This window comes from Acinetobacter sp. YH01019, from assembly GCF_013420285.1.
Taxonomy (GTDB): domain Bacteria; phylum Pseudomonadota; class Gammaproteobacteria; order Pseudomonadales; family Moraxellaceae; genus Acinetobacter; species Acinetobacter gandensis.
The window spans coordinates 1-20,408 of record NZ_VOYM01000034.1; the positions used below are offsets into that span (position 1 = coordinate 1).

A 20,408-nucleotide genomic window follows, 5' to 3' on the forward strand; every position below is an offset into this window, starting at 1 on the left:
GAGATCCATGCACGTGTAGCAGTTCTTAACAGATTTACGGAATTAGGTCGACCACTTACCCAAGTTACGCCTTAAATTTGGCTCAATTAGGGGCGCTTTGCATTTCAAATCTTTGTGCAACAAAGCCGTGTTTTGGAAATGATTAAAATAAGAAGTAACGCTGCGCCATTGGCAATACTTCCGCAGGCTCACAAGTCAAATGCACGCCATCTGCCCTTACTTCATAAATCTCAGGATCAACCTCCATCATAGGACAATAGGTATTTAACTTCATGTCTGCTTTCGAGATATTACGAGTCGCTTTACAAGGCGAAATTAACTTATTTAATTTCAGTTTTTCTGCAACGCCATCATCAATAGCGGCTTGCGATAAAAAAGTAATGCAAGTGTTATGTACGCCGCGTGGGTAAGCGCCAAACATGGGACGATAATGCACAGGCTGTGGCGTTGGAATTGAAGCGTTAATATCACCCATCGGCGCAGCTGCAATCATTCCGCCTTTAATAATCATTGAAGGCTTAACACCAAAAAATGCAGGCTTCCATAACACTATATCGGCCAATTTACCAACTTCAATCGAACCAACTTCATGGCTTAAACCATGGGTAATTGCTGGGTTAATTGTATACTTAGCAATATAGCGCTTTACACGATTGTTATCGTGATTTTGATTATCACCTTCGAGTGAACCACGCTGCACTTTCATTTTATGTGCCGTCTGCCAAGTGCGTAATATAACCTCACCGACACGCCCCATCGCTTGCGAGTCTGAAGACATCATGGCAATTGCGCCCATATCCTGCAAGATATCTTCTGCAGCAATAGTTTCACGGCGAATCCGACTTTCAGCAAAAGCAACATCTTCAGAAATTGCAGGGTCTAAATGGTGGCAAACCATCAACATATCTAAATGTTCATCAATGGTATTGACGGTATATGGACGTGTGGGATTGGTTGAAGATGGTAAAACATTGGGTTGACCAATTGCTTTTAAAATATCTGGTGCGTGACCACCGCCCGCACCCTCAGTATGGTAAGTGTGGATGGTCCGGTTTTTAAATGCCGCCAAAGTTTCTTCTAGAAAGCCACTTTCATTTAGTGTGTCAGTGTGAATGGCAACTTGCACATCGTATTCATCTGCCACACTTAAACAGTTATCAATCGCGGCTGGTGTCGATCCCCAGTCTTCATGCAATTTTAAACCCACCACACCGGCTTTGATTTGTTCAGCGATTGGTTCAGGCTGACTCAAGTTGCCCTTACCTAACAAACCAATGTTCATGGGTAAATCATCAATGGCTTGTAGCATGGTCGCAATATGCCATGGGCCTGGAGTTACTGTGGTTGCAGATGTTCCTGCGGCGGGGCCTGTACCACCACCAATCATTGTAGTTGTGCCTGACATTAGTGCTGTTTCAACTTGTTGTGGGCAAATCCAATGAATGTGAGTATCAATCCCTCCCGCCGTTAAGATTTGTCCTTCACCTGCGATGACTTCAGTTGCTGCACCTAAAGGAATTGTAATGTCAGGTTGAATATCAGGGTTACCTGCTTTACCTATTTTCCAGATACGACCATTTTTAAGTCCAACATCGGCTTTGACAATACCCCACCAATCGACAATTAAAGCATTGGTAATGACGGTATCAGCGACCTCATCAGACAATAATTGTGACTGCCCCATACCATCGCGAATGACCTTACCACCGCCAAATTTAACTTCTTCACCATAAGTCGTGAGGTCTTGTTCAACTTGAATAAACAATTCTGTATCAGCTAAGCGAACTCTATCACCTACTGTAGGGCCAAACATTTCCGCATAAGCACGGCGAGACATTTTCATTGATGTATTTCCTATTCTAGATTTTTTGGCTTTAGTAGCTTTTGCATCGGAATAAATTGAATACCCCATTTCTCCGTTAGCGCACCGACCACTTCAAATCCATATTTTTTATAAATATCGAGTGCATAATGACTTGAATTTATTGTGATTATATCGGGATCATTTTTGAGTATTTCTTGCTCTAAAAAGTCCCACATTTGTCGACCATAACCTTGACCGTGATATTCAGGTTTTAAGAAATAATGCATGACATGTGATGGAGAGACATACGCTAAATTTCCTACGATTTTTTCATTAATTTCTGCCACAAAATAATGAATAAGTGGGTGTTGGAAGATGTTTTTCAACATATCAGGTTTAAAGCGTTCACGTCCTTCTTCAGTCACGACAACATCATCGACAAAAGGTTCAATAACAGCAGCGATAGCTTCAACATCATCAACAGTTGCTGGGCGTATTTTCATTATTAACATTTAATTCTCTTATGCTTTTTCATGTACTTATTGAACTTATTACTAACAACAATTTAATTGTTCAACAAGACACTTGAGCATAAAAATAGTTAATCCAATTTACCCATAACACGCCCTGCAAACCCATACACTTCACGTTTACCTGCAAGTGCAACCAATTCAATATCTCGACTTTGCCCCGGTTCAAAACGAACCGCTGTTCCTGCAGCGATGTTGAGTCGATAGCCTCTGGCTTGTTCACGATTAAATTGCAAAGCATCGTTGGCTTCGGCAAAGTGAAAATGTGAGCCGACTTGAATTGGTCGATCGCCTGCATTAGCAACACGCATTTTCAGTGTTTCTCGTCCGACATTCATTTCAATGTCTGAATCAGGTGTAATAATTTCACCAGGAATCATGGTTTACTCCTTTTTATTAGACTATTGGTTGATGAACAGTCACCAGCTTTGAACCATCTGGAAAAGTAGCTTCGACTTGCACTTCTGCAATCATTTCTGCCACGCCATCCATGACATCATCACGACTCAACAAGGTTGTGCCGTAGTGCATTAACTCGCTTACGGACATGCCATCGCGTGCGCCCTCAAGCAGTGCTGCTGAAATAAATGCAATTGATTCTGGATAATTCAGTTTTAAACCACGCGCTTTGCGACGCTCTGCAACAAGGCCAGCAGTAAATATTAATAATTTATCTTTTTCAGTTGGATTAAGTTCCATAACAATTTCCTAATCTTCTAAAATGTAGAATGCAAAATGCGTGCAAATTCTTCTTTCGCTCTCGTACGTTTTAATTTTTAGTGTCCTAACCCAAAGGCAAAATGAACACTTAATCTATTAATCTTGCTAGACCTATCTACTTTCCAATGATGGCAAAACTTAAGTGCGCCAAATCCGTGGAAATTCTTCTGCTAGGTCATACCAATAGCGTCTTAAACGGGCACGGACTGCTGCAAAAGCATCATGGCATTCACGTACATCATCGCCTAAATAACGTGCACAAATCACATCATCTAACAGGGTTAAAGTCACCGCTAGATTCATCCGCATAATCAATTCACGGATTAATTCGATATGTTCAGCCAGTAATGTTGTTTGCCTTAAATGCGATGGTGCTACTGCCCAGAAACTTCCCATCACAGCATGTCCATTCATACCTAAACAGGATGTAAGCCACCGATCCTGCCCCTTAAAATTTAAACTATCTGCAACCAATAATTTGTCTGCACGATACAGCCTAAATTTGCTTTGGTATTGCCCTTGCTGAAAAATTTCACCACGTGCTTGTCGACCGATGACCAACATATCCCACCCAATAAAACTGGCCATTTCATCTAGATGAATATGTGTTTCAGAGTCAGCATTGGCACCATCAAAAAGCATGGTTTCTTGCGGTAACCATTCAAATGTCGCCTGTGCTGCGACATGTATATGAATATGCTGATAGGCTTGCTTACCATTGGTTTTGTACCATTTTCCAGCACCGGGCGTGGTAACCAACGCATGCGCATTCACCTCAACTTTCATATCAAAAGTCAGATGGTCACCGCCTGCAATTCCTGCTGGTGGATGCACGATAATGGCATGACAAATACCAGTTTTTTCTGGCCACAACATCTTCTGAACGCGTACAGGCCCATGATGCTTGCGATGCTGTAATACGGTTCGATTTGATTGTACTTGATAGGCAAAACCCAGTTCCAAACAGGCATACCACAATTGGTTGTTATGCTGCTGTAGTACCGATTTAAGCTTTGTTTCGCTTAATGCCATATCATTCATTTGCATCTCCGTTTTTTGAGATGAATGAGGCATTAAGCCAAACCAATTACAGCAACAATAGCTGCCAGAGCGCCAATCATTTGCTTACCGTAAGGCACATATTTTTGAATAAATGCGCCGACGAGCAAACCGAATCCGTATATAGATGCCATCGCTGTCACCATACCAGTGACCAGCAAAACTGCCTGACCGCTTTGGCCAAGTTCCGTACCATGTGCAACGCCATGAAAACCGGCCAAAAGTGCTGCAATAAAAGGAACGGCTTTATTGGTTTTGGTCCAAAGAGCAACAGCTAATACAATTAGCGACGCAATAATGCCGTTTTCAGCAATTGCTGTTGCCAAGTGAAATTGTGCACCGATCATAAAGCCGACAATCATTGCGGCAGATAAACCGAATAATCCGGCCCATTTCCAGCGCTGGTGTGTAGTCCAAATCAATACGCCAAATGCTAACGCCATCATTAGATGATCAAGCCCTGTAAATGGATGCACAAAACCGCTGATAAAACTATTATGGCTATGCTCATGGCCTGGATGCGCCATTGCTACCAAGGGAAAGAATGCCAACGATGTGAAGGTAATTCTTTGCAATAATAACTTCATAGTGGATGCCCCTTATGCTTTAAACAAACCTTGTTTCTCAATAAAGCTGATGATGTCATTTAAGCCATCTTTAGTTTTCATATTGGAAAATAGAAAAGGTTTTTCACCGCGCATACGTTTCGCGTCTTGATCCATCACATCCAAATTGGCTCCAACCATAGGCGCAAGGTCGGTTTTGTTGATAATTAATAAATCAGATTTGGTAATACCAGGGCCGCCTTTACGTGGAATTTTCTCTCCACCTGCAACATCAATAACATACAGGGTTAAATCTGAAAGTTCCGGGCTAAATGTTGCTGCCAAATTATCACCGCCACTTTCAATAATGATCAGTTCAAGGCCATCAAATTTTTCGCACAGGTCATCAATAGCCGCTAGGTTAATGGAGGCGTCCTCACGAATTGCGGTATGCGGGCAGCCTCCTGTTTCTACACCAACAATACGCTCAGGTGACATCGCCTCATGACGTGTCAAAAAGTTGGAATCTTCTTTGGTGTAAATGTCATTGGTGACCACCGCCATATTGTATTTTTCACGCAGTGCCTGACATAAATTTAAAGTCAGCGCTGTTTTACCTGAACCAACTGGACCGCCAATACCTACGCGTAATGGGCTACGTTCTGTCATGTGAAATGTCCTTTATTTTTAAGATCTAAATAATCGCGAATATTGAGTTTCGTGTGCCATACTGAGCATGGCGTAATTAGGTAAGGCGCTACTGAGTTCAGCATCTTGCAGTGCTAAAGCACGTTCAATTGCCTCTGGAATCAGCCCATGCACATGCCATAAAATCCGTTGTCCACTCATCTGTCCAAGTGGTACAGTTTTCACGGCAGCCAACACCTGATTTTCAAGTACAGTAAAGGTATAAGCAGTCAAAACCTCTGCTACATCGAGTTCGAGTTGTCCACAAAGATGCGCATAGATGGGTACGAAACCAATCTGCTTTTTTAATTTCACAGGCTTTTTCAGCACATCACGAATCCACGCATTTAATGAAAATGCCAATTGCTGTGATTCAGCCAATAACTCTTTGCTTTCTCGACTTGCTCTATATAACTGCGCCCAGTATTCAAACTGCTCAGGCTGATCAAAAGATATTATTAGGCGTTTCAAAACGGGCAGCTCAAACCGTACCAAAAGCATTTCAAGCACTTCTTCAAAATAAGTAATGCTCGAGGTTTCATCAAAAATTAAGCTCTGATCAATCGCACTTTCTACCCCTTGAGAATAACAGTACGCCCCAATTGGTAGTGCCGTTGAGGACAAAGTCAACAGACTTAAAAGCTGTGAAGCATTAGGCGTGGACATGATGCAAAGCCTTAATTGGGCTTAATCTGTGATCATGCTGATGCTGTGCATAGGCACCGCTTTCAGGCTCAAATGTATGCATGGTTTCATCTACCGTTAAACCAAGTCCAATTATCATTTCCGCCAATACATGATCTGGCTCAAAATACAGCGCCGTTGGGGTGAGCATTAAAGGGACGTGACGATTACCCAAGTGATACGCTGCTTTTAATAAATCAAAGCTGCTTGGTGCTTCAACTTTCATAAGTTTTTCTGCTTTGGCATCGACACGCAGTACATCACCCTCTTGAGTTGCGATATATGAACCGTGCCTTAAAATGCCGGTACGGGGTAAATCTGCACCAATATCGTGCCCGTTAGCTAAAGTTGCACGAAAACGGCTCTTTTGTCGTGTATCAAATGTCAGTTCAACTACCGCGACATTTTCTTGTACGACATTACCCTCAAGTCTTTCCGTATAGATTTTCATAAATACCCAATCTCAATTTCTTTTATCGTGATTCGTGAACTAAATTGATGCTAAATTCAGCATTAAATGAATGATTTGCATTAAAATAATGCACTATTCATGCCAATCTTATTTTTGCCAAGCGTTTTATTTTTGCCGTGTCTATCTAATTATTTTGAAATTTGCTTCGTGCAAGACATCTTAATTATTAAAAAATATGTGATTGCCGATAATTATTCAGATGGCCATAAAAAAATCCCCCATCGATGGAGGATTGTAGAAATAGAATTTATGCCAATCTAGCTAAGCATTAATACACATCTCGTCGGTAGTGACCGGCCTTACGTAAGGCATTAATTTGTTTAGCACCTAAAATTTCTACTAAAGCATCATCAATACCTTGGGCCATATTTAAACTACCACAGAGATAAATACATGCCCCTTGTTCAACCCAATGTTTAAATTCATTAGCATGCTTACACAGCACATCTTGTACGTATTTTTCTGACGATTTATCACGAGAGAAAACGCGATTTATAGTCGTATGTACTTTGGCTGAAAATGTTCGTTTTTCATGGTATTCCTGAAATTCCACATATTGATTTAAATACAGGCATATTAATGTTAATGGTTTCTACTGTCACAGCATTGGGTTATGCGGCATGGAATATCGGTATTATTAAGGGTAACATCACAATATTAGTCACGTTATCGTATTTTAGCCCTATTTTTTCATCGCTCATTTCCATGTTTATTCTACAGACAAATTTATCTTTAAGTTTTTGGCATGGTGCAATTTTAGTCACAGTCGGTTCATTAATTTGCTGGATTTCAACCAGTTGGCCTCAAATTAAAACCAAACTTCAACTACTTAAATCCGCACATTAGAAAAAAACTTCAATAATTCCATGTAATTTTAAAAAATAAAACTTATTAAAAATTTGCGATACATTTTTAAACCCAATAAATTATGGCTGCAATCACACAAGTAATATGTAAGATTTGTATAGGTGCAAAATACAGAAAATAGGCTGTACCACCTGTCATCCAAGCATTGATACATTTTGAGCAAGCGTGTGCAGCAAGGCCAATCATAACTGCATAGACCAATGTCATGTTTTCTATGCTACCTTGCATGACGACAGTTGCCATTGCAGCATGAACTTCAAATAAAGATGCCAACAATGTACCAATAATCAATCCACTATCACCTAACAATAAATTAAGACCGTATACTGCTGCTTGGATTAATGTCAGGCTTATAGCAATAATAGCGGCTTGCTTTAAGCTAAACATACGAGTGTCATTAATTGATTCTGCATCTATATCATTTTGAAGTACAAGGTCTGGTGTATTTGGGGCTGCAATTTTAGGTAAATCTGTTGAATTGGAAAAATTAGACTTTTTAAGATTGGAAACATAAATAAAGCCGGCAATCATTAAAATGGTGATACCCAATAGGCAAGGCAATAAGAGTAAAGTGAACCATTCTAGGCTGAGTCCAGCAACAATAATGAGTAATTGTAATAAGGTTGCCACACAAGAAAATAAGCCTGCCCCTGCATTTGATTTGGCATCGCCATGCCCCTGACGTACTTCCATTCCTAAACTTGCGATTGTCGCCGTGCTTGATACAAAACCAGATGCTACGGCAGATAAAATTAATGCTTTATTTCGCGATAACAAGCGTTTGGCGATATGTGCTACTGATTGCACCACTAAAATTAAAATCAGCAATTTTAAAATAACATAAGGATTCAGAACTGCGCCCCATAAAGGTTTATTGGGCATTAGCGGTAACGCAATTAGTAACAGCGCCAATAAAAATAGCCCATCACGCAATTCATAATCTTTAATCCAATTGCCTGCAATACCGTGTAAATAAGGCTTTCCCATTAAAATTAATGTTAAAACTACGGCAAGACCAGCTGCGAGTGGAATCTGATACACACACAGTGCGCCTATAAAATAGGTCATAACAAACGCAAGTTCTGTGGTAGACCCAATATCCTGCTTTTGTTTGAATAATCCATAAATACTAAATGCGATAATGGCACATGCGCCAACGATGCCTACTGAAAGATGAATAAGAAAACACAGTGCTCCCAATAGCGCACAAATTGAAAAGGAACGAAGTCCAGCAAAACTCTGTTCTTTAACTTGATTATTATTACGTTGTCGTTCAAGCCCAATCAGTAAACCGCAGCCTAACGCCGCGCCCATAATACTGAGCAAATGCTGGAAAGATAAACTGATTAAAAGGCTATTCAATTTATTACTCCCTTAGGCAAATTCTTGTATATTTCACATTCAATATAATTCTAATCTTATGTAGCGAATATATAGCTCGAAATAAGAAACACTTTAAAATTAAAGTACTTTTCTAAGCAGACTTAAAAGTTCTTGGCCCATTTACTAGAGTTCATTTAATAGTGCTGATGATAAAATGAAAAATAGCTATGAAACTTAAGCACTTCATTTATAAGCACTAACTATTGCTTCACATCTCAAATTGATCATACCCTGTGCGATAAATGATGTAAATTATTCATGCTATTTTGTGCAAAGTATTTATATATACAAATGCCAATGTACTTTGGAAAATTGGCATGTTCAAAGCTCAATAATATATTTTAAGCCCAAATTACCATAATGGCAGCAATCACAACCAAGCCAAGCCCCCAATGGTCTGTTCGTGCTAATTTTTCTTTAAAGAAATAGGCTGAAATCAGTAGACTAAATAAAATTTCAATCTGCCCTAGCGTTTTAACAATCGCGACGGTTTGCATGCTCATTGCCGTAAACCATCCCAAAGAAGCAAGGAAACTGCAAATACTCACGCGGAACGTCAAACCAAGGCGTTGCCACATAGCAACTAAGGTTGATCGGCTAAAAATACTCAAATAAAGCAACATAATAAAGCATTGAAAACCAATAACACTAAGTAATACCCATGCTGCACGTTGAATAACAGGTAGTGTTGATAATTCTAAACTTGCTTCACGTACCAATAAGGATGTCACGGCAAAACTTAAACCACTGCCAATACCAATACATAAAGTTGAAATAGAGAGTTTCTGTTTTTGATTGCCTTTGCTGAGTAAAAATACGGCAAGACCACCAATAGCCACACCACCCCAGCCCATTAAACTTAAATGCTCTGCGAGAAAAATTACACCCACTATTGCCGCAAGAATCGCTTCACTTTTCGCAAGTCCAACACCAATAGCATAATTTTTTTGTTTAAATAGCAAAACCATTAATATGGTTGCCAAAATTTGGCTTAACCCTGCTATAACAATATAAATCCAAAATTGAGTCGTAAATGATGTTTCAACTGAAATAGGTTGCTGTTGATATAAAAAATATAAATATAATCCAGCAAGAGGTAATCCAAATATAAAGCGCGCTAAAGTTACGCCATACACATCGACCGTTGTACTTAATTGCTTTTGAAAAGCATTACGCCAAGACTGCATAAAGGCAGCCATTAAAGTAAATAAAATCCAAGTGGGAAACATATATATTTAAAAAAAGTCAAAGCCTTTCAAATGTACGCGCATCCTAGATTGAATGCGAGTTTATCTCGTACTTAATTGATTGAAGAATTTTTATTAGTATTTCAAGAATAAATTATCAATTGTATCTTTGCCGGATAAAAAATTAAAGAAACCGATCTAAGGATTGTGCATAAAAAAGACCGTAATATTGACTCAATATTACGGTCTCGTTGAAACTTATTGCTCAATTAGCTGTCCATGAGTACAGAACCAAACTGTTCACGTAAATCCTTTTTCAGCATTTTTCCTGTGCCACTAAGGGGAATTGCATCCACAAAAATGACTTTGTCTGGCACCTGCCATTTCGCTACTTTATCGGCATAGTAATCCAAAATTTCAGTATCAGATAAATCGACATCTGGCTTTTTAATCGCAATTAAAATTGGACGTTCATCCCATTTTGGATGTGTCGCAGCAATCACAGCCGCCATTGCAATTTTTGGGTGTCCCATCGCTAAGTTTTCTAAATCAACAGATGATATCCACTCACCGCCTGACTTAATCAAATCTTTAGAACGATCACTAATTTTCAAGAAACCATCTTCGTTTAGGGTTGCAATATCACCCGTATCGAACCAACCATCTGAAGTTAATGCAGACTCGGTTTTTCCAAAGTAATTGTTGATAATCCAATGACCTTGGATTTGTAAGTTACCCGTTGTTTCGCCATCACGAGTGACTTCATTGGTGCCATTTTCTTCATCGGTAATGCGTAAATCGACACCAAATGGTGGACGACCTTGTGAAAGACGTAATTGAAGTTTTTCTTCATCAGATAAATGTTGATGTTTCGCTTTAAATTGGTTTGCTGAACCCAGTGGACTAGTTTCGGTCATTCCCCAAGCATGAATGGTTTCACAGCCAAATTGCTCTTTAAATACTTTTAGCATTGCCGGTGGACAAGCTGAGCCGCCAACAACATTTCGCGTTAAGCTTTCAAGTTTACTTCCAGCTTGCTGCGCTGCATTAATCAAACCTTGCCAAATTGTTGGCACACCTAAAGCCACTGAGACTTTATATTGATCAATCATTTGAGTCAGGCTTGCACCATCAAGGCCTGGACCAGGCAATACCAAGGTACAGCCCACCATAGCCGCGGCATAAGGGGTACCCCATGCATTTACATGGAACATTGGCACAACAGGCATCATAATATCGCGTGCAGAAACATTCAGTGAGTCTGGCATACTAATGGCATAACTGTGCAGTACGGTTGAACGGTGACTATAGAGAACACCTTTCGGATTACCTGTAGTACCTGAGGTATAACACAATGAACTTGCAGACAATTCATCAAGTTCAGGCCAATCAAAGTTAGCATTTTGTTGCGCGATTAACTCATCATAAAACTTAATTTCAGGAAAATCCTGTGAAATTGCTTCATCAACAGCATCTAAACAAATATAGTGTTCAACCGATTTTAAAAGTGGTTTAACCGCTTTAACTAGAGGTAAAAAAGTTTTATCAAATAAAATGACGCGATCAGATGCGTCATTAATAATAAAAATAAGTTGTTCTGGGAACAAACGTGGATTAATAGTATGACAGACGTAACCACTGCCTGAAATGGCATACCAAGACTCTAAATGGCGGTGATTATTCCATGCAATGGTTGCAATACGATCACTAAGATCTAAACCAAATGATGCTAAAACATTTGCAAAGCGCTTAGAGTTTTCATGAACTTTGCCCCAAGTGGTTTCCGTAATTGTGGTATCGGTATTCTTCGAAATTACCAAACTATCTGCATGGTAACGACCCGCATGTTCAATCATGCTGCTAATTAAAAGCGGTTTAAACATCATATTGCCAAGCATTCATTGCTCCCGATCTTATCCATAATTACATTGTTCTAATGCTACAAATATATGCAGAACTTTTATCAGCAACCTTTCCTAATTCTATAAAAACGACAACATTCTTTAATTAGGAAACGTCACGGTTCACAGCCGATATGAAGTGCATACCTGAAACTGCTCATTATGTTTTAACCTGAATTTATACGATAAGCTACTAATATTTTTATCTAATTGTTACGGTACTTTTTATAGAGAAATGTTATGTATTTTAATTTTATTTATTCTTTAATTATTAAAGCAAAAATTAAAACCATCCAGTCTAATAATCGTGAAAATGAACAAAAGCTCATTGAGTTTCGTTCTGGTGATATTGTGTCATTTTGGCTTGTAAATGCGTTAAATACGGCACATGCAACATTAAATCATTTACTCCAATACCCTACGATTCATCCGGAACGTCTGTATTTTGAATTGCTGCGTTTAACAGGTTCACTTCTGACATTTTCTACAGCGTATGACGTTGATCACTTGCCACAATATCAACACCATAATTTACAAGAAAGTTTTGCCCAACTTGATGTGATTTTACGTGACCTACTGGATACGATAATCTCAAATCGCTATATCAGTATTAGTTTGAAGGAAACTCGACCTTCTTATTGGGTGGGTAGCCTAGAAAGTGACAAAATCACGCGTGATTCACGTTTATATCTAGCAGTATCTAGTAGTGTAATGCCTACACATGACATTATTTCTTATGTGCCGCTACGCTTTAAAGTTGGTAATACAGTGGATGTAGAACAACGCGTCATGGCAGCGCTTCCTGCCGTACCATTGCAGCATATGATGCAAGTTCCTACTGCAATTCCTGTTCGCTCGGGTGTGAATTATTTTGAAGTTGAGCCAAATAACGACCTTTATCAACGCATGATTGATTCCGAATCAATTTGTGTCTACATGCCAGCTGGCTTCCAAGATATTTCTATTGAATTAATTGCAGTAATGAACGGTTAAGGAAACATGATGAATATTTCAAATAATGCTCCATCTTTATTTGATGATGGTCAAATTGGTCAAGGTTCTTTGAAACAGACAGCTGAACCGAAATTAAATAGTTCTAGCAATTTAGTTGATTTGCTCCATGATGGCTTTTACATTGTTTTTCTTTTAAAAAATCAATATGTACCTTCAAATCCAGAGAACTTCAGAAATAAGGTTATGGATTTGCTGAATCGTTTTGAAAGTCAGGCACGAAAGCTTCAATTCAGTAATGAAGATATCACCGATTCTAAATATGCATTTTGTGCACTAATTGATGAAACAATTGTTACACAACAAGATCCACGTTTTTTTGATTTGCAAAATAACTGGATGATGAATCCACTACAGCTAAGTTTGTTTGGTTCTCAACTTGCTGGCTATCGTTTTTTTGAAAATTTAGAACAAATTAGAGCAAAAGATAAATCAAGACTGGCGGCACTTGAAGTTTATCACTACTGCATGTTGCTTGGTTTTCATGGTAAATACCGACTTGAATCGATAGAAATGTTGAACTCTTTGGTCGCTCGAGTTGGTGACGAAATTGATTATATGAAAGGCAAAAAAGCATTTTCACCTTTTGCTGCTTTACCGGATCAAATTAAGAATATTATTCATCGTGAATTACCCTTCTTTTGGATTTTAATTTTTTGGGCATTGTTTGCAGTCTTGGCCTTTGGTGGATTGAAATATATGCTATCGAACCAAAACACCAAAGCATTATCGCAATACCAAAATGTTATTACAGCGCCATCTGAACAGGCTTATATCACTATTCATTTACCATAAGAAAATGATGACATGGCAAACGAAAAATCGAATAACGTAAGAATTTTACAATCTACGCAAAAAAATAATTTACCTCCAATGGTGCATGCAGCAATTGGATTTTTAGTCGGTATCGCTTTGATCATTGTGATTGGCCTGGCATATATTTATCTTTTTTCTGATGAAGAAGCTGCTGACGGGGCAAAATAAACAGTAAATTCAGTGAATAAAGCTGAAAGTAATGATCGTTTGCAAGCACAAAATGCTTTAAATAATGAAACGGAAATACAGAATACCCGTTCTAATGAAGATTCATCTCAATCTAAAGTTAAAACTGAACCATTAGATGATAAAGATGAGGATGACTTATATTCAAATGATCTTGCAGTTTTCAGTCATCCAACTCATGAAAAAGCCAAAAATCAAAGTCAGAATGTGCAAAATTCAGGATCACCCTTTGATATCACACAGTTAAATAAGAAAGCACCAAGCACGCATGTCGAAACTCAAAAACATCCAGTAGCACCAACCACAGTTAAAGCAAAAACAAACATACAGCCTCCTGTTCAAGCAAAAGCTACTCCAGTGAAAACGGTTAAACCAGCGGAATCAAGCAAGCCTACAGAAGTGGAACATTTTGAAGAACCAATGGGCGGCACACAAATTTCGGTGACAAAAAGAGTGAAAGAAGTGAGTACACCAGCTGTAGCTATAAGTGCGCCATGATTATTTTCTTGATTGGTAGCTTTCTAACATTAGCACTGGTGACAGTGCTTTGTTTTTCTTATGAAGTCCGTAATCAGGTCAAAGAATTTTTCCTTGGTTTAATTCCACAAAGTAAAAAACAGATACAACATGCCCGAAAATTTGCTTATGAGTTTAATTACGCAGCTGCACCAAACCAAATTCAATCGCATTGGCATTTACAGCAGTGGTGGATTTTATTCGCAGGATTATTACTTTTTTCTAGTATCGTTTTATTTGCATTTACACGTCCAATTACTGCAAGCAAAGTTGAAGCTGACTATTTACGTAAAGCGGATCCTCAAATTTATGCCATGCTTGAAGGACAAATGCTGGATGCTCCTCCTGAAGTAGAAGAATATCTTGTACAAGAAGCGCTTGCTGAAGAAGCGGCTGTAGAACAAGCCTCTATTATAGCGAGTAGCTTTAATCCTGAAGTTCAAGATATTCACACTCATTCATATTCAACAGATGTACCTTCTGCCGATCGTAAGTGGCATAAAATGAATCCACGTTATAAGCAGCGCTTACTCATGGTTTTCAAAATTATGCGTGAGCAACATGGCTATGAGATGGTACTACTCGAAGGCTATCGTAGCCCAGAACGTCAAAATAATTTAGCTACCAATAAAAATACAACACGTGCACGTGGTTTTCAAAGTTATCACCAATTTGGTTTAGCCGCTGATGTTGCATTTAAACGAAATGGAAAAGTAGTTATTTCAGAACGCGACCCTTGGGCAATGCGCGGTTATCAACTTTATGGGCAGGCTGCTGAATCAGTTGGATTAACTTGGGGTGGTCGTTGGAAATCAATTCAAGACTATGGTCATACCGAATATCGTATGCCAGGCTTAAAAAAGACTGCAGAAATGGCGGCTCTTTTAACATCTGAAGGACAACTTCAGGCCAGTAATATAAATATCGAACCCTGAGTTTTAATTTAAAAAGCCCTCAAAATAAATGAGGGCTTTTTTATTAATTACACAATATATTTTTGCAGTTGATCTAATACTTGTTGCGTTTTTTCTGCATGTAACCAATGCCCAGCACCTTCAACCGTTATCACTTCTACATGTGGAAATTGTTTAGCCAATGCTTCCATGTGTTCAGGTTTGGAGATATATGGAGATAAACTTCCTTTTAAAAATAGTGCTTCATTTTGCCAAGCAGTTTCACTATTCGGCCAATCTGTAATATCTTGATAATGGTTGTATAAGGCATCAATATTAAACAGCCATTTCCCTTTACTAAATGATTTTAATAAAAACTGAATAACCATTTCTGCCGATATATATTCACGCATAATTTCTATGGCTTGCTGGCGTGTTTCAATGTTGGCTTGTTCTACTGCAAATAATGCTTGAAATATCTCATCGTGATGCCGTTCCTTATATGCAAATGGTGCAATATCCAGTACAGCTAACTGTTCAACGCGATCGCTACTCAATGCTAGTTGCATTGCAACTTTCCCTCCCATTGAATGTCCAACCACGGAAAATTTTTTAATATTTAAATAATCGAGCGTTTCAAGTACATCATTTGCCATGTCGAAGTAATTCATTTCTTTGTCATGGGCAGAATGCCCATGATTGCGCAAATCTATTTGTACAACACTATGTGATTTTTGAAATGCTCTGGCTAACATGCCTAAGTTACTTAAACTCCCAAATAACCCATGAATGAAAACTAGTGGTATTTGTGAACTTTGGCTATTTTGATGAATCTCGTAGTTAAGGATCATTGTTCATTACTTTATTTAGTTAAGCTAATTTTGTATTTGTTTCGGTATTAAATCAATTGACAAAATTTTATGTATATTTGCTTAGGCTATTTTATTTAGAATAATTTGCTTAGGCTATTTAAAAAAGTTATAAATCATTTAAAATTTAAAATTTAAAATTTAAAATTTAAAAAACGCAGCTTGAGCTGCGTTTCGAACGATAGATATTTTTAAAAATAGTTCAGCGGCAATTTTAAGTAACGAACCCCGTTGGACTCAGGTTCAGGAAACTTTCCAGCATCCATATTAATTTGTATTGCTGGTAGTATTAATTTTGGCATAGCTAATCTAGCATCTCGCTGGTTCCTCATTTCTACGAATGCCTGTTTATCTGTCTGTGTATTGATATGTATATTTCTTGACTTTTGTTCTGCAATACTGCTGATACTACAAAATTTGCTCCGCCCTTCTGGCAAGTAATCGTGGCATAAATATATTTTTGTATCATCGGCTAACTGATATAACTTTTGAACAGAATCATACAGTGTTGATGCGCTTCCCTTAGGAAAATCACAACGGGCTGTACCATAGTCAGGCATGAATAAGGTATCACCGACAAATACTGCTTCATTAGCAATGACATAACTCAAACAAGCAGGTGTATGTCCCGGCGTAGGAATATTATAAGCCTCTAACGCTCCGATATTAAACGTTTCATGATCATCAAATAAATAGTCAAAAGATTGATGTGAATTAAAATATTTCACATCAAAATTATAAATTGCACTAAATGTTTCCTGTACGATCGTAATATTATGACTTATTGCTACTTTGCCACCCAATTTAGCCTTTAAATATTGTGAAGCTGTAAAATGGTCAGCATGTACATGTGTTTCAAGAATCCATTCCACGCTTAGGCTATTTTCTAAAACATATTGGACAATTTTATCCGCATTATATGTTTGTGTTGTGGCTGAAGCTGCGTCATAGTCTAAAACACTATCAATAATCGCACATTTTTTAGTGGCCGGATCAGCGACTACATAACTAAAAGTATTGGTATTTTTATCAAAAAAATCTTGAACAATTGCATTCATCGTCATTAATTCACTCTCATTATTTTATGATGCAACCTTACACCGGCTAACATTGCCAAGATAAAATACAATGATTCGTAGTGACCCAGGCCAATAAGTGTAAATGCTGGAGCAGGACAAATTCCTGCGATTCCCCAACCAATACCAAATAGTAAGCTTCCCACAATCAATTTTGAGTCTATCTGTTTGTTTTTTGGTAAATTTATAGGATAACCATCTATAGTTTTAGGTGTGGATTTTCTTACAGCCAATTGAAATGGTATAAATGCAACTGCAATCGCACCCATCATCACAAATGCTAAACTGGCGTCCCAACTTCCAAATATATCAAGAAAACTTAACACCTTTTCAGGATTGGACATACCTGAAAATATCAAGCCTACTGAAAACAAACCACCAAAGATAAAAGCAAGTAAGTTTTTCATGCTGCAACTCCAATCACATGGCGAATCATATAGACAGTTACAACACCTGCTAACATAAACGTTAGAGTTGCAACGATCGAACGTTTTGATAATCGGCTGATCCCACATATGCCATGCCCACTGGTACAGCCTGAACCCAAACGTGTACCAAAACCTACTAATAAGCCAGCAACAATCATCATCCATGGGTTTGCATCAAGCTGTATTGTAGGTGTTGTAAGCTGTTTATAAATAAATGGAACGAGAATCAGACCTGATAAGAACCAAACTGCAGGTGTTTTAAAAATTGTGGCAGGGTTTAAAACTTGTGCAATTAAACCACTTATGCCCGCAATACGACCATGCACATATAAATAGCCCACCACCGCCAGGCCAAGTAAAGCTCCACCTAGAAATGCCATCATAAAAGGATGCATACAGATGCCCAATCCATCAACAACAATATATGTTTTTATAATATGTTATTTGAGAGAAGTTGCAAGTCTTCTTCTATAATAATTTTATTAAAAAATTAATTCGAATGAATGCAGCCTTTATTAAGACGTTCTTCATTAAATTGAAAAATCAAGGAATATATCCTCGGGATATTTCTAACAAGCATATAATATTATTAAGTTTTATTAATCAAATTTCATTTATAAATCAATATTAATGTCACTCAAAGTATCACCCACCCATTCTATAACGTCAGATCCAAGTTCAATGATTTGTGAAATATCTATTCCAGAACCCCAATCCGCACTGCTGAAATTTTCTTGCTTTTGCTGCTGCTCTGGCAATTGTTGTTCTAAATGAGCAACTTCTTCTTGCGCTTGCGTTGTTGTGGGTAAAGCAGCACGATTGTTCTGACTTGTCATTTTTATTCCTGATTTGTTACGCACTTATTGTCATTTAAATTATTCAGCTTCAAACTCTTTCAATACTTTTTCTACAAACCACCATGGCATTCGATGTAAACCTTGGTTCATTTTTAATATTTCAGCTTGTTCTATCTCAGCAATGAAAGATGCCTGTTGACCATCTGCTGAATTATCAAAAAGATAACTACGATCCGTCGCTTCAACAGCCTGCATAAGCAAATCCATACTTCGATAATAGCGTTCTCTTATTTTTAGTTCTGGCACATCATGTCCGCCATTTTGCACCCGATATTGTACTCTTGAAATATTAATAACTGGGTCAATCGTGGATACATAATATAAGTAGGTCTTAAACCCCTTCCGTTTCGCCTCGCGCAAAAATTCAACTTTAGAGATATGTGACATGACTGTTTCAAAAGTGAAACTGATTTTTAATTCTAAAAATTGGAGACGAATATAATCGATAATTCTGGCGCATAAATATGAATCAATTTGATCCGCTTGGAATTCAATTTTCCATGGATCAAGAATAATCGGTTGACTAACCAATAAAGGTATAAAATTGCCTTGAAATGGGCGCTTTGTTGTTTTTAAGAACTCAACTAAATCCACCGCTTTTAAAGCAGGATGATAATTAATCAAATTGAGTTGTTTGGTTTTATTCAGTTCAGACTCTAGTTCGTCTGCATTTAAATAAGCCCCAATATGATGGGGCAACAAATATTCTTTAACGGTACTTTTACCCGATCCATTAGGGCCTGCAAACATCCGAATACGTGGTTGTGGAGGCATGGTATTAGATCGTTTCCTCACATTTCTTTTTTCGTTTTAATCTGAGTGGAAGACCGTCTATTTGAACGAAATCAGAAGATACATCTTTAAGCTGAATTTCTTGGCCATTTTGCGAACGCTGAACTAATTGCTGACCTTTTACATAAACCACAGTCGAAGAAGCACTTGCTTGTTCAAAAGCATGGCGAAATGCATGAATCGCAAGATTCGGAATTAAATCATCCTCAAATTTACTTGCTTTCATCACTGAAGTATAAGCTGTCATTCAACCACTCCTCTAACATCGAAATGTGTTCAATCATCTTATCATACTGACTTATTTTGTCTATTTATCCATCAATGATTATGTAAAGACAAATAAAGAATTACGATGCTAAATATGTGCTTATTATGGGGTTACATTTTATCAAAATACTAAATTTAGATAAAAAAAATAGCCACTTATTCAGTGGCCAAAAGAGAACGACATCAACAAGTTGATGTATTAGAACTTAGCCACATAACAGGACCAGGGATGTTTGTTATGTGTTTACGTTCTAACAGAAACATAATAATGTGATACAGTTGTCATTTTAAGCACTTTTCATATCATTTTCTGACAATCTTCATTTTCAGTTCAATATTTCTATAACATTTTCTTAAAATTTATATACCCAAGTGCTAGGTTTAATTTTATTCAACATATAAAAAAGCATCCTATGACTGAATGCTTCATTTATCACAATACAAATGGCTTAAATGGTCATTTAACTGATTCAGTCGAACAAAATGCACTTTCATTTAAACCTGATGATTGCATACTTTCTTGTTGCTGTTGCAAGTAACGCTCAGCAACCATTTGCATAATTCCAGCCATATTCAATGCAGCATTCTCTTGAGAAATTTCTAAAATGCGTTGGTATGCATGCAAACGTGTGCAAAATGCTTTAGTTTGTTGCTCAGGACTTGCCGTCGAATCCTCAGCATCAAGTATTAGCTTTGTCTCATTAATTTGAGACGTATAAAGTTCAATTTGGTGATCAAAATCAGCTTGAGATAAAAGTCGAATCGGCTGTAGCACCGATTCATTCGCATGCGTCGCTCCCTGCATGAAGCTAAAACATACAAGAAGAATAGAAGAAGCTTTATACATCATCCTTGAAT

At 37.9% G+C, this 20,408-nt stretch carries 26 protein-coding genes and 1 pseudogene; 6 read left to right on the plus strand and 21 right to left on the minus strand.

Going from position 1 to position 20,408, the window contains the following annotated elements; all coding sequences use genetic code 11:
* Nucleotides 1–142 precede the first annotated feature (142 nt).
* The 10 genes from ureC to FTT84_RS18050 form a co-directional block, all read right to left on the minus strand.
* A complete protein-coding gene (ureC, locus tag FTT84_RS09370) occupies nucleotides 143–1,843 on the minus strand; it encodes an urease subunit alpha (RefSeq protein WP_180080906.1) in 1,701 nt (566 codons plus the stop codon).
* Between the two features lie 11 nt (nucleotides 1,844–1,854).
* Nucleotides 1,855–2,316, minus strand: coding sequence for a GNAT family N-acetyltransferase (locus FTT84_RS09375; RefSeq protein WP_180080904.1), 462 nt, complete (start codon nucleotides 2,314–2,316; stop codon nucleotides 1,855–1,857).
* An 89-nt stretch (nucleotides 2,317–2,405) separates the two neighbouring features.
* Nucleotides 2,406–2,714 (minus strand): urease subunit beta, encoded by a 309-nt coding sequence (locus FTT84_RS09380; RefSeq protein WP_004778077.1) that lies wholly within the window; start codon nucleotides 2,712–2,714, stop codon nucleotides 2,406–2,408.
* A 16-nt stretch (nucleotides 2,715–2,730) separates the two neighbouring features.
* Nucleotides 2,731–3,033, minus strand: coding sequence for an urease subunit gamma (ureA, locus tag FTT84_RS09385; RefSeq protein ID WP_180058561.1), 303 nt, complete (start codon nucleotides 3,031–3,033; stop codon nucleotides 2,731–2,733).
* Between the two features lie 159 nt (nucleotides 3,034–3,192).
* Nucleotides 3,193–4,095: an urease accessory protein UreD gene (locus FTT84_RS09390; RefSeq protein WP_373685005.1), complete on the minus strand. Its 903-nt coding sequence runs from the start codon at nucleotides 4,093–4,095 to the stop codon at nucleotides 3,193–3,195.
* A gap of 32 nt (nucleotides 4,096–4,127) precedes the next feature.
* Nucleotides 4,128–4,700 carry a HupE/UreJ family protein gene (locus FTT84_RS09395; protein ID WP_180080902.1) on the minus strand — a complete coding sequence of 191 codons (573 nt, stop codon included), beginning with the start codon at nucleotides 4,698–4,700 and terminating at the stop codon, nucleotides 4,128–4,130.
* Between the two features lie 12 nt (nucleotides 4,701–4,712).
* A complete protein-coding gene (gene ureG / locus FTT84_RS09400) occupies nucleotides 4,713–5,327 on the minus strand; it encodes an urease accessory protein UreG (RefSeq protein WP_004778085.1) in 615 nt (204 codons plus the stop codon).
* A gap of 18 nt (nucleotides 5,328–5,345) precedes the next feature.
* Nucleotides 5,346–6,011, minus strand: a complete 666-nt coding sequence (locus FTT84_RS09405; RefSeq protein WP_180080899.1) for an urease accessory protein UreF — start codon at nucleotides 6,009–6,011, stop codon at nucleotides 5,346–5,348.
* Nucleotides 5,998–6,480, minus strand: coding sequence for an urease accessory protein UreE (gene ureE, locus FTT84_RS09410; protein WP_180080898.1), 483 nt, complete (start codon nucleotides 6,478–6,480; stop codon nucleotides 5,998–6,000). Before ureE ends, FTT84_RS09405 begins: the two co-directional genes overlap by 14 nt.
* A 289-nt stretch (nucleotides 6,481–6,769) precedes the next feature.
* Entirely contained in the window at nucleotides 6,770–6,946 is a 177-nt protein-coding gene (locus tag FTT84_RS18050; RefSeq protein WP_257223387.1) for a hypothetical protein, read from the minus strand.
* Between the two features lie 74 nt (nucleotides 6,947–7,020).
* Between FTT84_RS18050 and FTT84_RS09420 the strand changes: the two genes are divergently transcribed.
* Nucleotides 7,021–7,347: an EamA family transporter gene (locus FTT84_RS09420; RefSeq protein WP_180080894.1), complete on the plus strand. Its 327-nt coding sequence runs from the start codon at nucleotides 7,021–7,023 to the stop codon at nucleotides 7,345–7,347.
* A gap of 66 nt (nucleotides 7,348–7,413) precedes the next feature.
* Here the strand turns inward: FTT84_RS09420 and FTT84_RS09425 are convergent, their stop codons facing one another.
* From FTT84_RS09425 to FTT84_RS09435, 3 genes are all read right to left on the minus strand, one after another.
* Nucleotides 7,414–8,730: an MgtC/SapB family protein gene (locus FTT84_RS09425; RefSeq protein WP_257223386.1), complete on the minus strand. Its 1,317-nt coding sequence runs from the start codon at nucleotides 8,728–8,730 to the stop codon at nucleotides 7,414–7,416.
* Nucleotides 8,731–9,092: 362 nt separating this feature from the next.
* The gene (locus FTT84_RS09430) at nucleotides 9,093–9,980 is read right to left on the minus strand and encodes a DMT family transporter (RefSeq protein ID WP_180080892.1); all 888 of its coding nucleotides are present in this window, start codon (nucleotides 9,978–9,980) and stop codon (nucleotides 9,093–9,095) included.
* Nucleotides 9,981–10,207: 227 nt separating this feature from the next.
* Nucleotides 10,208–11,836: a long-chain-fatty-acid--CoA ligase gene (locus FTT84_RS09435; RefSeq protein WP_180080890.1), complete on the minus strand. Its 1,629-nt coding sequence runs from the start codon at nucleotides 11,834–11,836 to the stop codon at nucleotides 10,208–10,210.
* 270 nt (nucleotides 11,837–12,106) lie between these two features.
* Between FTT84_RS09435 and tssK the strand changes: the two are divergent.
* From tssK to FTT84_RS09460, 5 genes and pseudogenes are all read left to right on the plus strand, one after another.
* Nucleotides 12,107–12,832, plus strand: a pseudogene (gene tssK, locus FTT84_RS09440) (type VI secretion system baseplate subunit TssK); the annotation flags it as partial.
* Nucleotides 12,833–12,841: 9 nt separating this feature from the next.
* Nucleotides 12,842–13,645 (plus strand): type IVB secretion system protein IcmH/DotU, encoded by an 804-nt coding sequence (gene icmH, locus FTT84_RS09445; RefSeq protein WP_067766924.1) that lies wholly within the window; start codon nucleotides 12,842–12,844, stop codon nucleotides 13,643–13,645.
* Nucleotides 13,646–13,657: 12 nt separating this feature from the next.
* Nucleotides 13,658–13,834 (plus strand): hypothetical protein, encoded by a 177-nt coding sequence (locus FTT84_RS09450; RefSeq protein WP_180080888.1) that lies wholly within the window; start codon nucleotides 13,658–13,660, stop codon nucleotides 13,832–13,834.
* 12 nt (nucleotides 13,835–13,846) lie between these two features.
* A complete protein-coding gene (locus FTT84_RS09455) occupies nucleotides 13,847–14,350 on the plus strand; it encodes a hypothetical protein (protein ID WP_180080886.1) in 504 nt (167 codons plus the stop codon).
* A complete protein-coding gene (locus tag FTT84_RS09460; RefSeq protein ID WP_180080884.1) occupies nucleotides 14,347–15,303 on the plus strand; it encodes a M15 family metallopeptidase in 957 nt (318 codons plus the stop codon). Before FTT84_RS09455 ends, FTT84_RS09460 begins: the two co-directional genes overlap by 4 nt.
* Before the next feature lie 47 nt (nucleotides 15,304–15,350).
* Here the strand turns inward: FTT84_RS09460 and FTT84_RS09465 are convergent, their stop codons facing one another.
* The 8 genes from FTT84_RS09465 to FTT84_RS09500 all read right to left on the minus strand — a co-directional run bounded on the left by FTT84_RS09465 (nucleotide 15,351) and on the right by FTT84_RS09500 (nucleotide 20,400).
* The gene (locus FTT84_RS09465) at nucleotides 15,351–16,112 is read right to left on the minus strand and encodes an alpha/beta fold hydrolase (protein ID WP_180080882.1); all 762 of its coding nucleotides are present in this window, start codon (nucleotides 16,110–16,112) and stop codon (nucleotides 15,351–15,353) included.
* Nucleotides 16,113–16,321: 209 nt separating this feature from the next.
* Nucleotides 16,322–17,188: an MBL fold metallo-hydrolase gene (locus FTT84_RS09470; RefSeq protein WP_257223388.1), complete on the minus strand. Its 867-nt coding sequence runs from the start codon at nucleotides 17,186–17,188 to the stop codon at nucleotides 16,322–16,324.
* 5 nt (nucleotides 17,189–17,193) lie between these two features.
* Entirely contained in the window at nucleotides 17,194–17,613 is a 420-nt protein-coding gene (locus tag FTT84_RS09475) for a YeeE/YedE family protein (RefSeq protein WP_180080878.1), read from the minus strand.
* Complete coding sequence (locus FTT84_RS09480) at nucleotides 17,610–18,029, minus strand: YeeE/YedE family protein (protein WP_067766939.1); 420 nt, start codon at nucleotides 18,027–18,029, stop codon at nucleotides 17,610–17,612. The genes FTT84_RS09475 and FTT84_RS09480 overlap by 4 nt, the downstream gene beginning before the upstream one ends.
* A gap of 219 nt (nucleotides 18,030–18,248) precedes the next feature.
* Entirely contained in the window at nucleotides 18,249–18,470 is a 222-nt protein-coding gene (locus FTT84_RS09485) for a hypothetical protein (RefSeq protein ID WP_180080876.1), read from the minus strand.
* A 39-nt stretch (nucleotides 18,471–18,509) separates the two neighbouring features.
* Nucleotides 18,510–19,241 (minus strand): zeta toxin, encoded by a 732-nt coding sequence (locus FTT84_RS09490; RefSeq protein WP_180080908.1) that lies wholly within the window; start codon nucleotides 19,239–19,241, stop codon nucleotides 18,510–18,512.
* A 28-nt stretch (nucleotides 19,242–19,269) separates the two neighbouring features.
* Nucleotides 19,270–19,530 carry a hypothetical protein gene (locus FTT84_RS09495; protein WP_180080874.1) on the minus strand — a complete coding sequence of 87 codons (261 nt, stop codon included), beginning with the start codon at nucleotides 19,528–19,530 and terminating at the stop codon, nucleotides 19,270–19,272.
* A 477-nt stretch (nucleotides 19,531–20,007) separates the two neighbouring features.
* Nucleotides 20,008–20,400, minus strand: coding sequence for a hypothetical protein (locus tag FTT84_RS09500; RefSeq protein ID WP_180058779.1), 393 nt, complete (start codon nucleotides 20,398–20,400; stop codon nucleotides 20,008–20,010).
* Nucleotides 20,401–20,408: the final 8 nt, after the last annotated feature.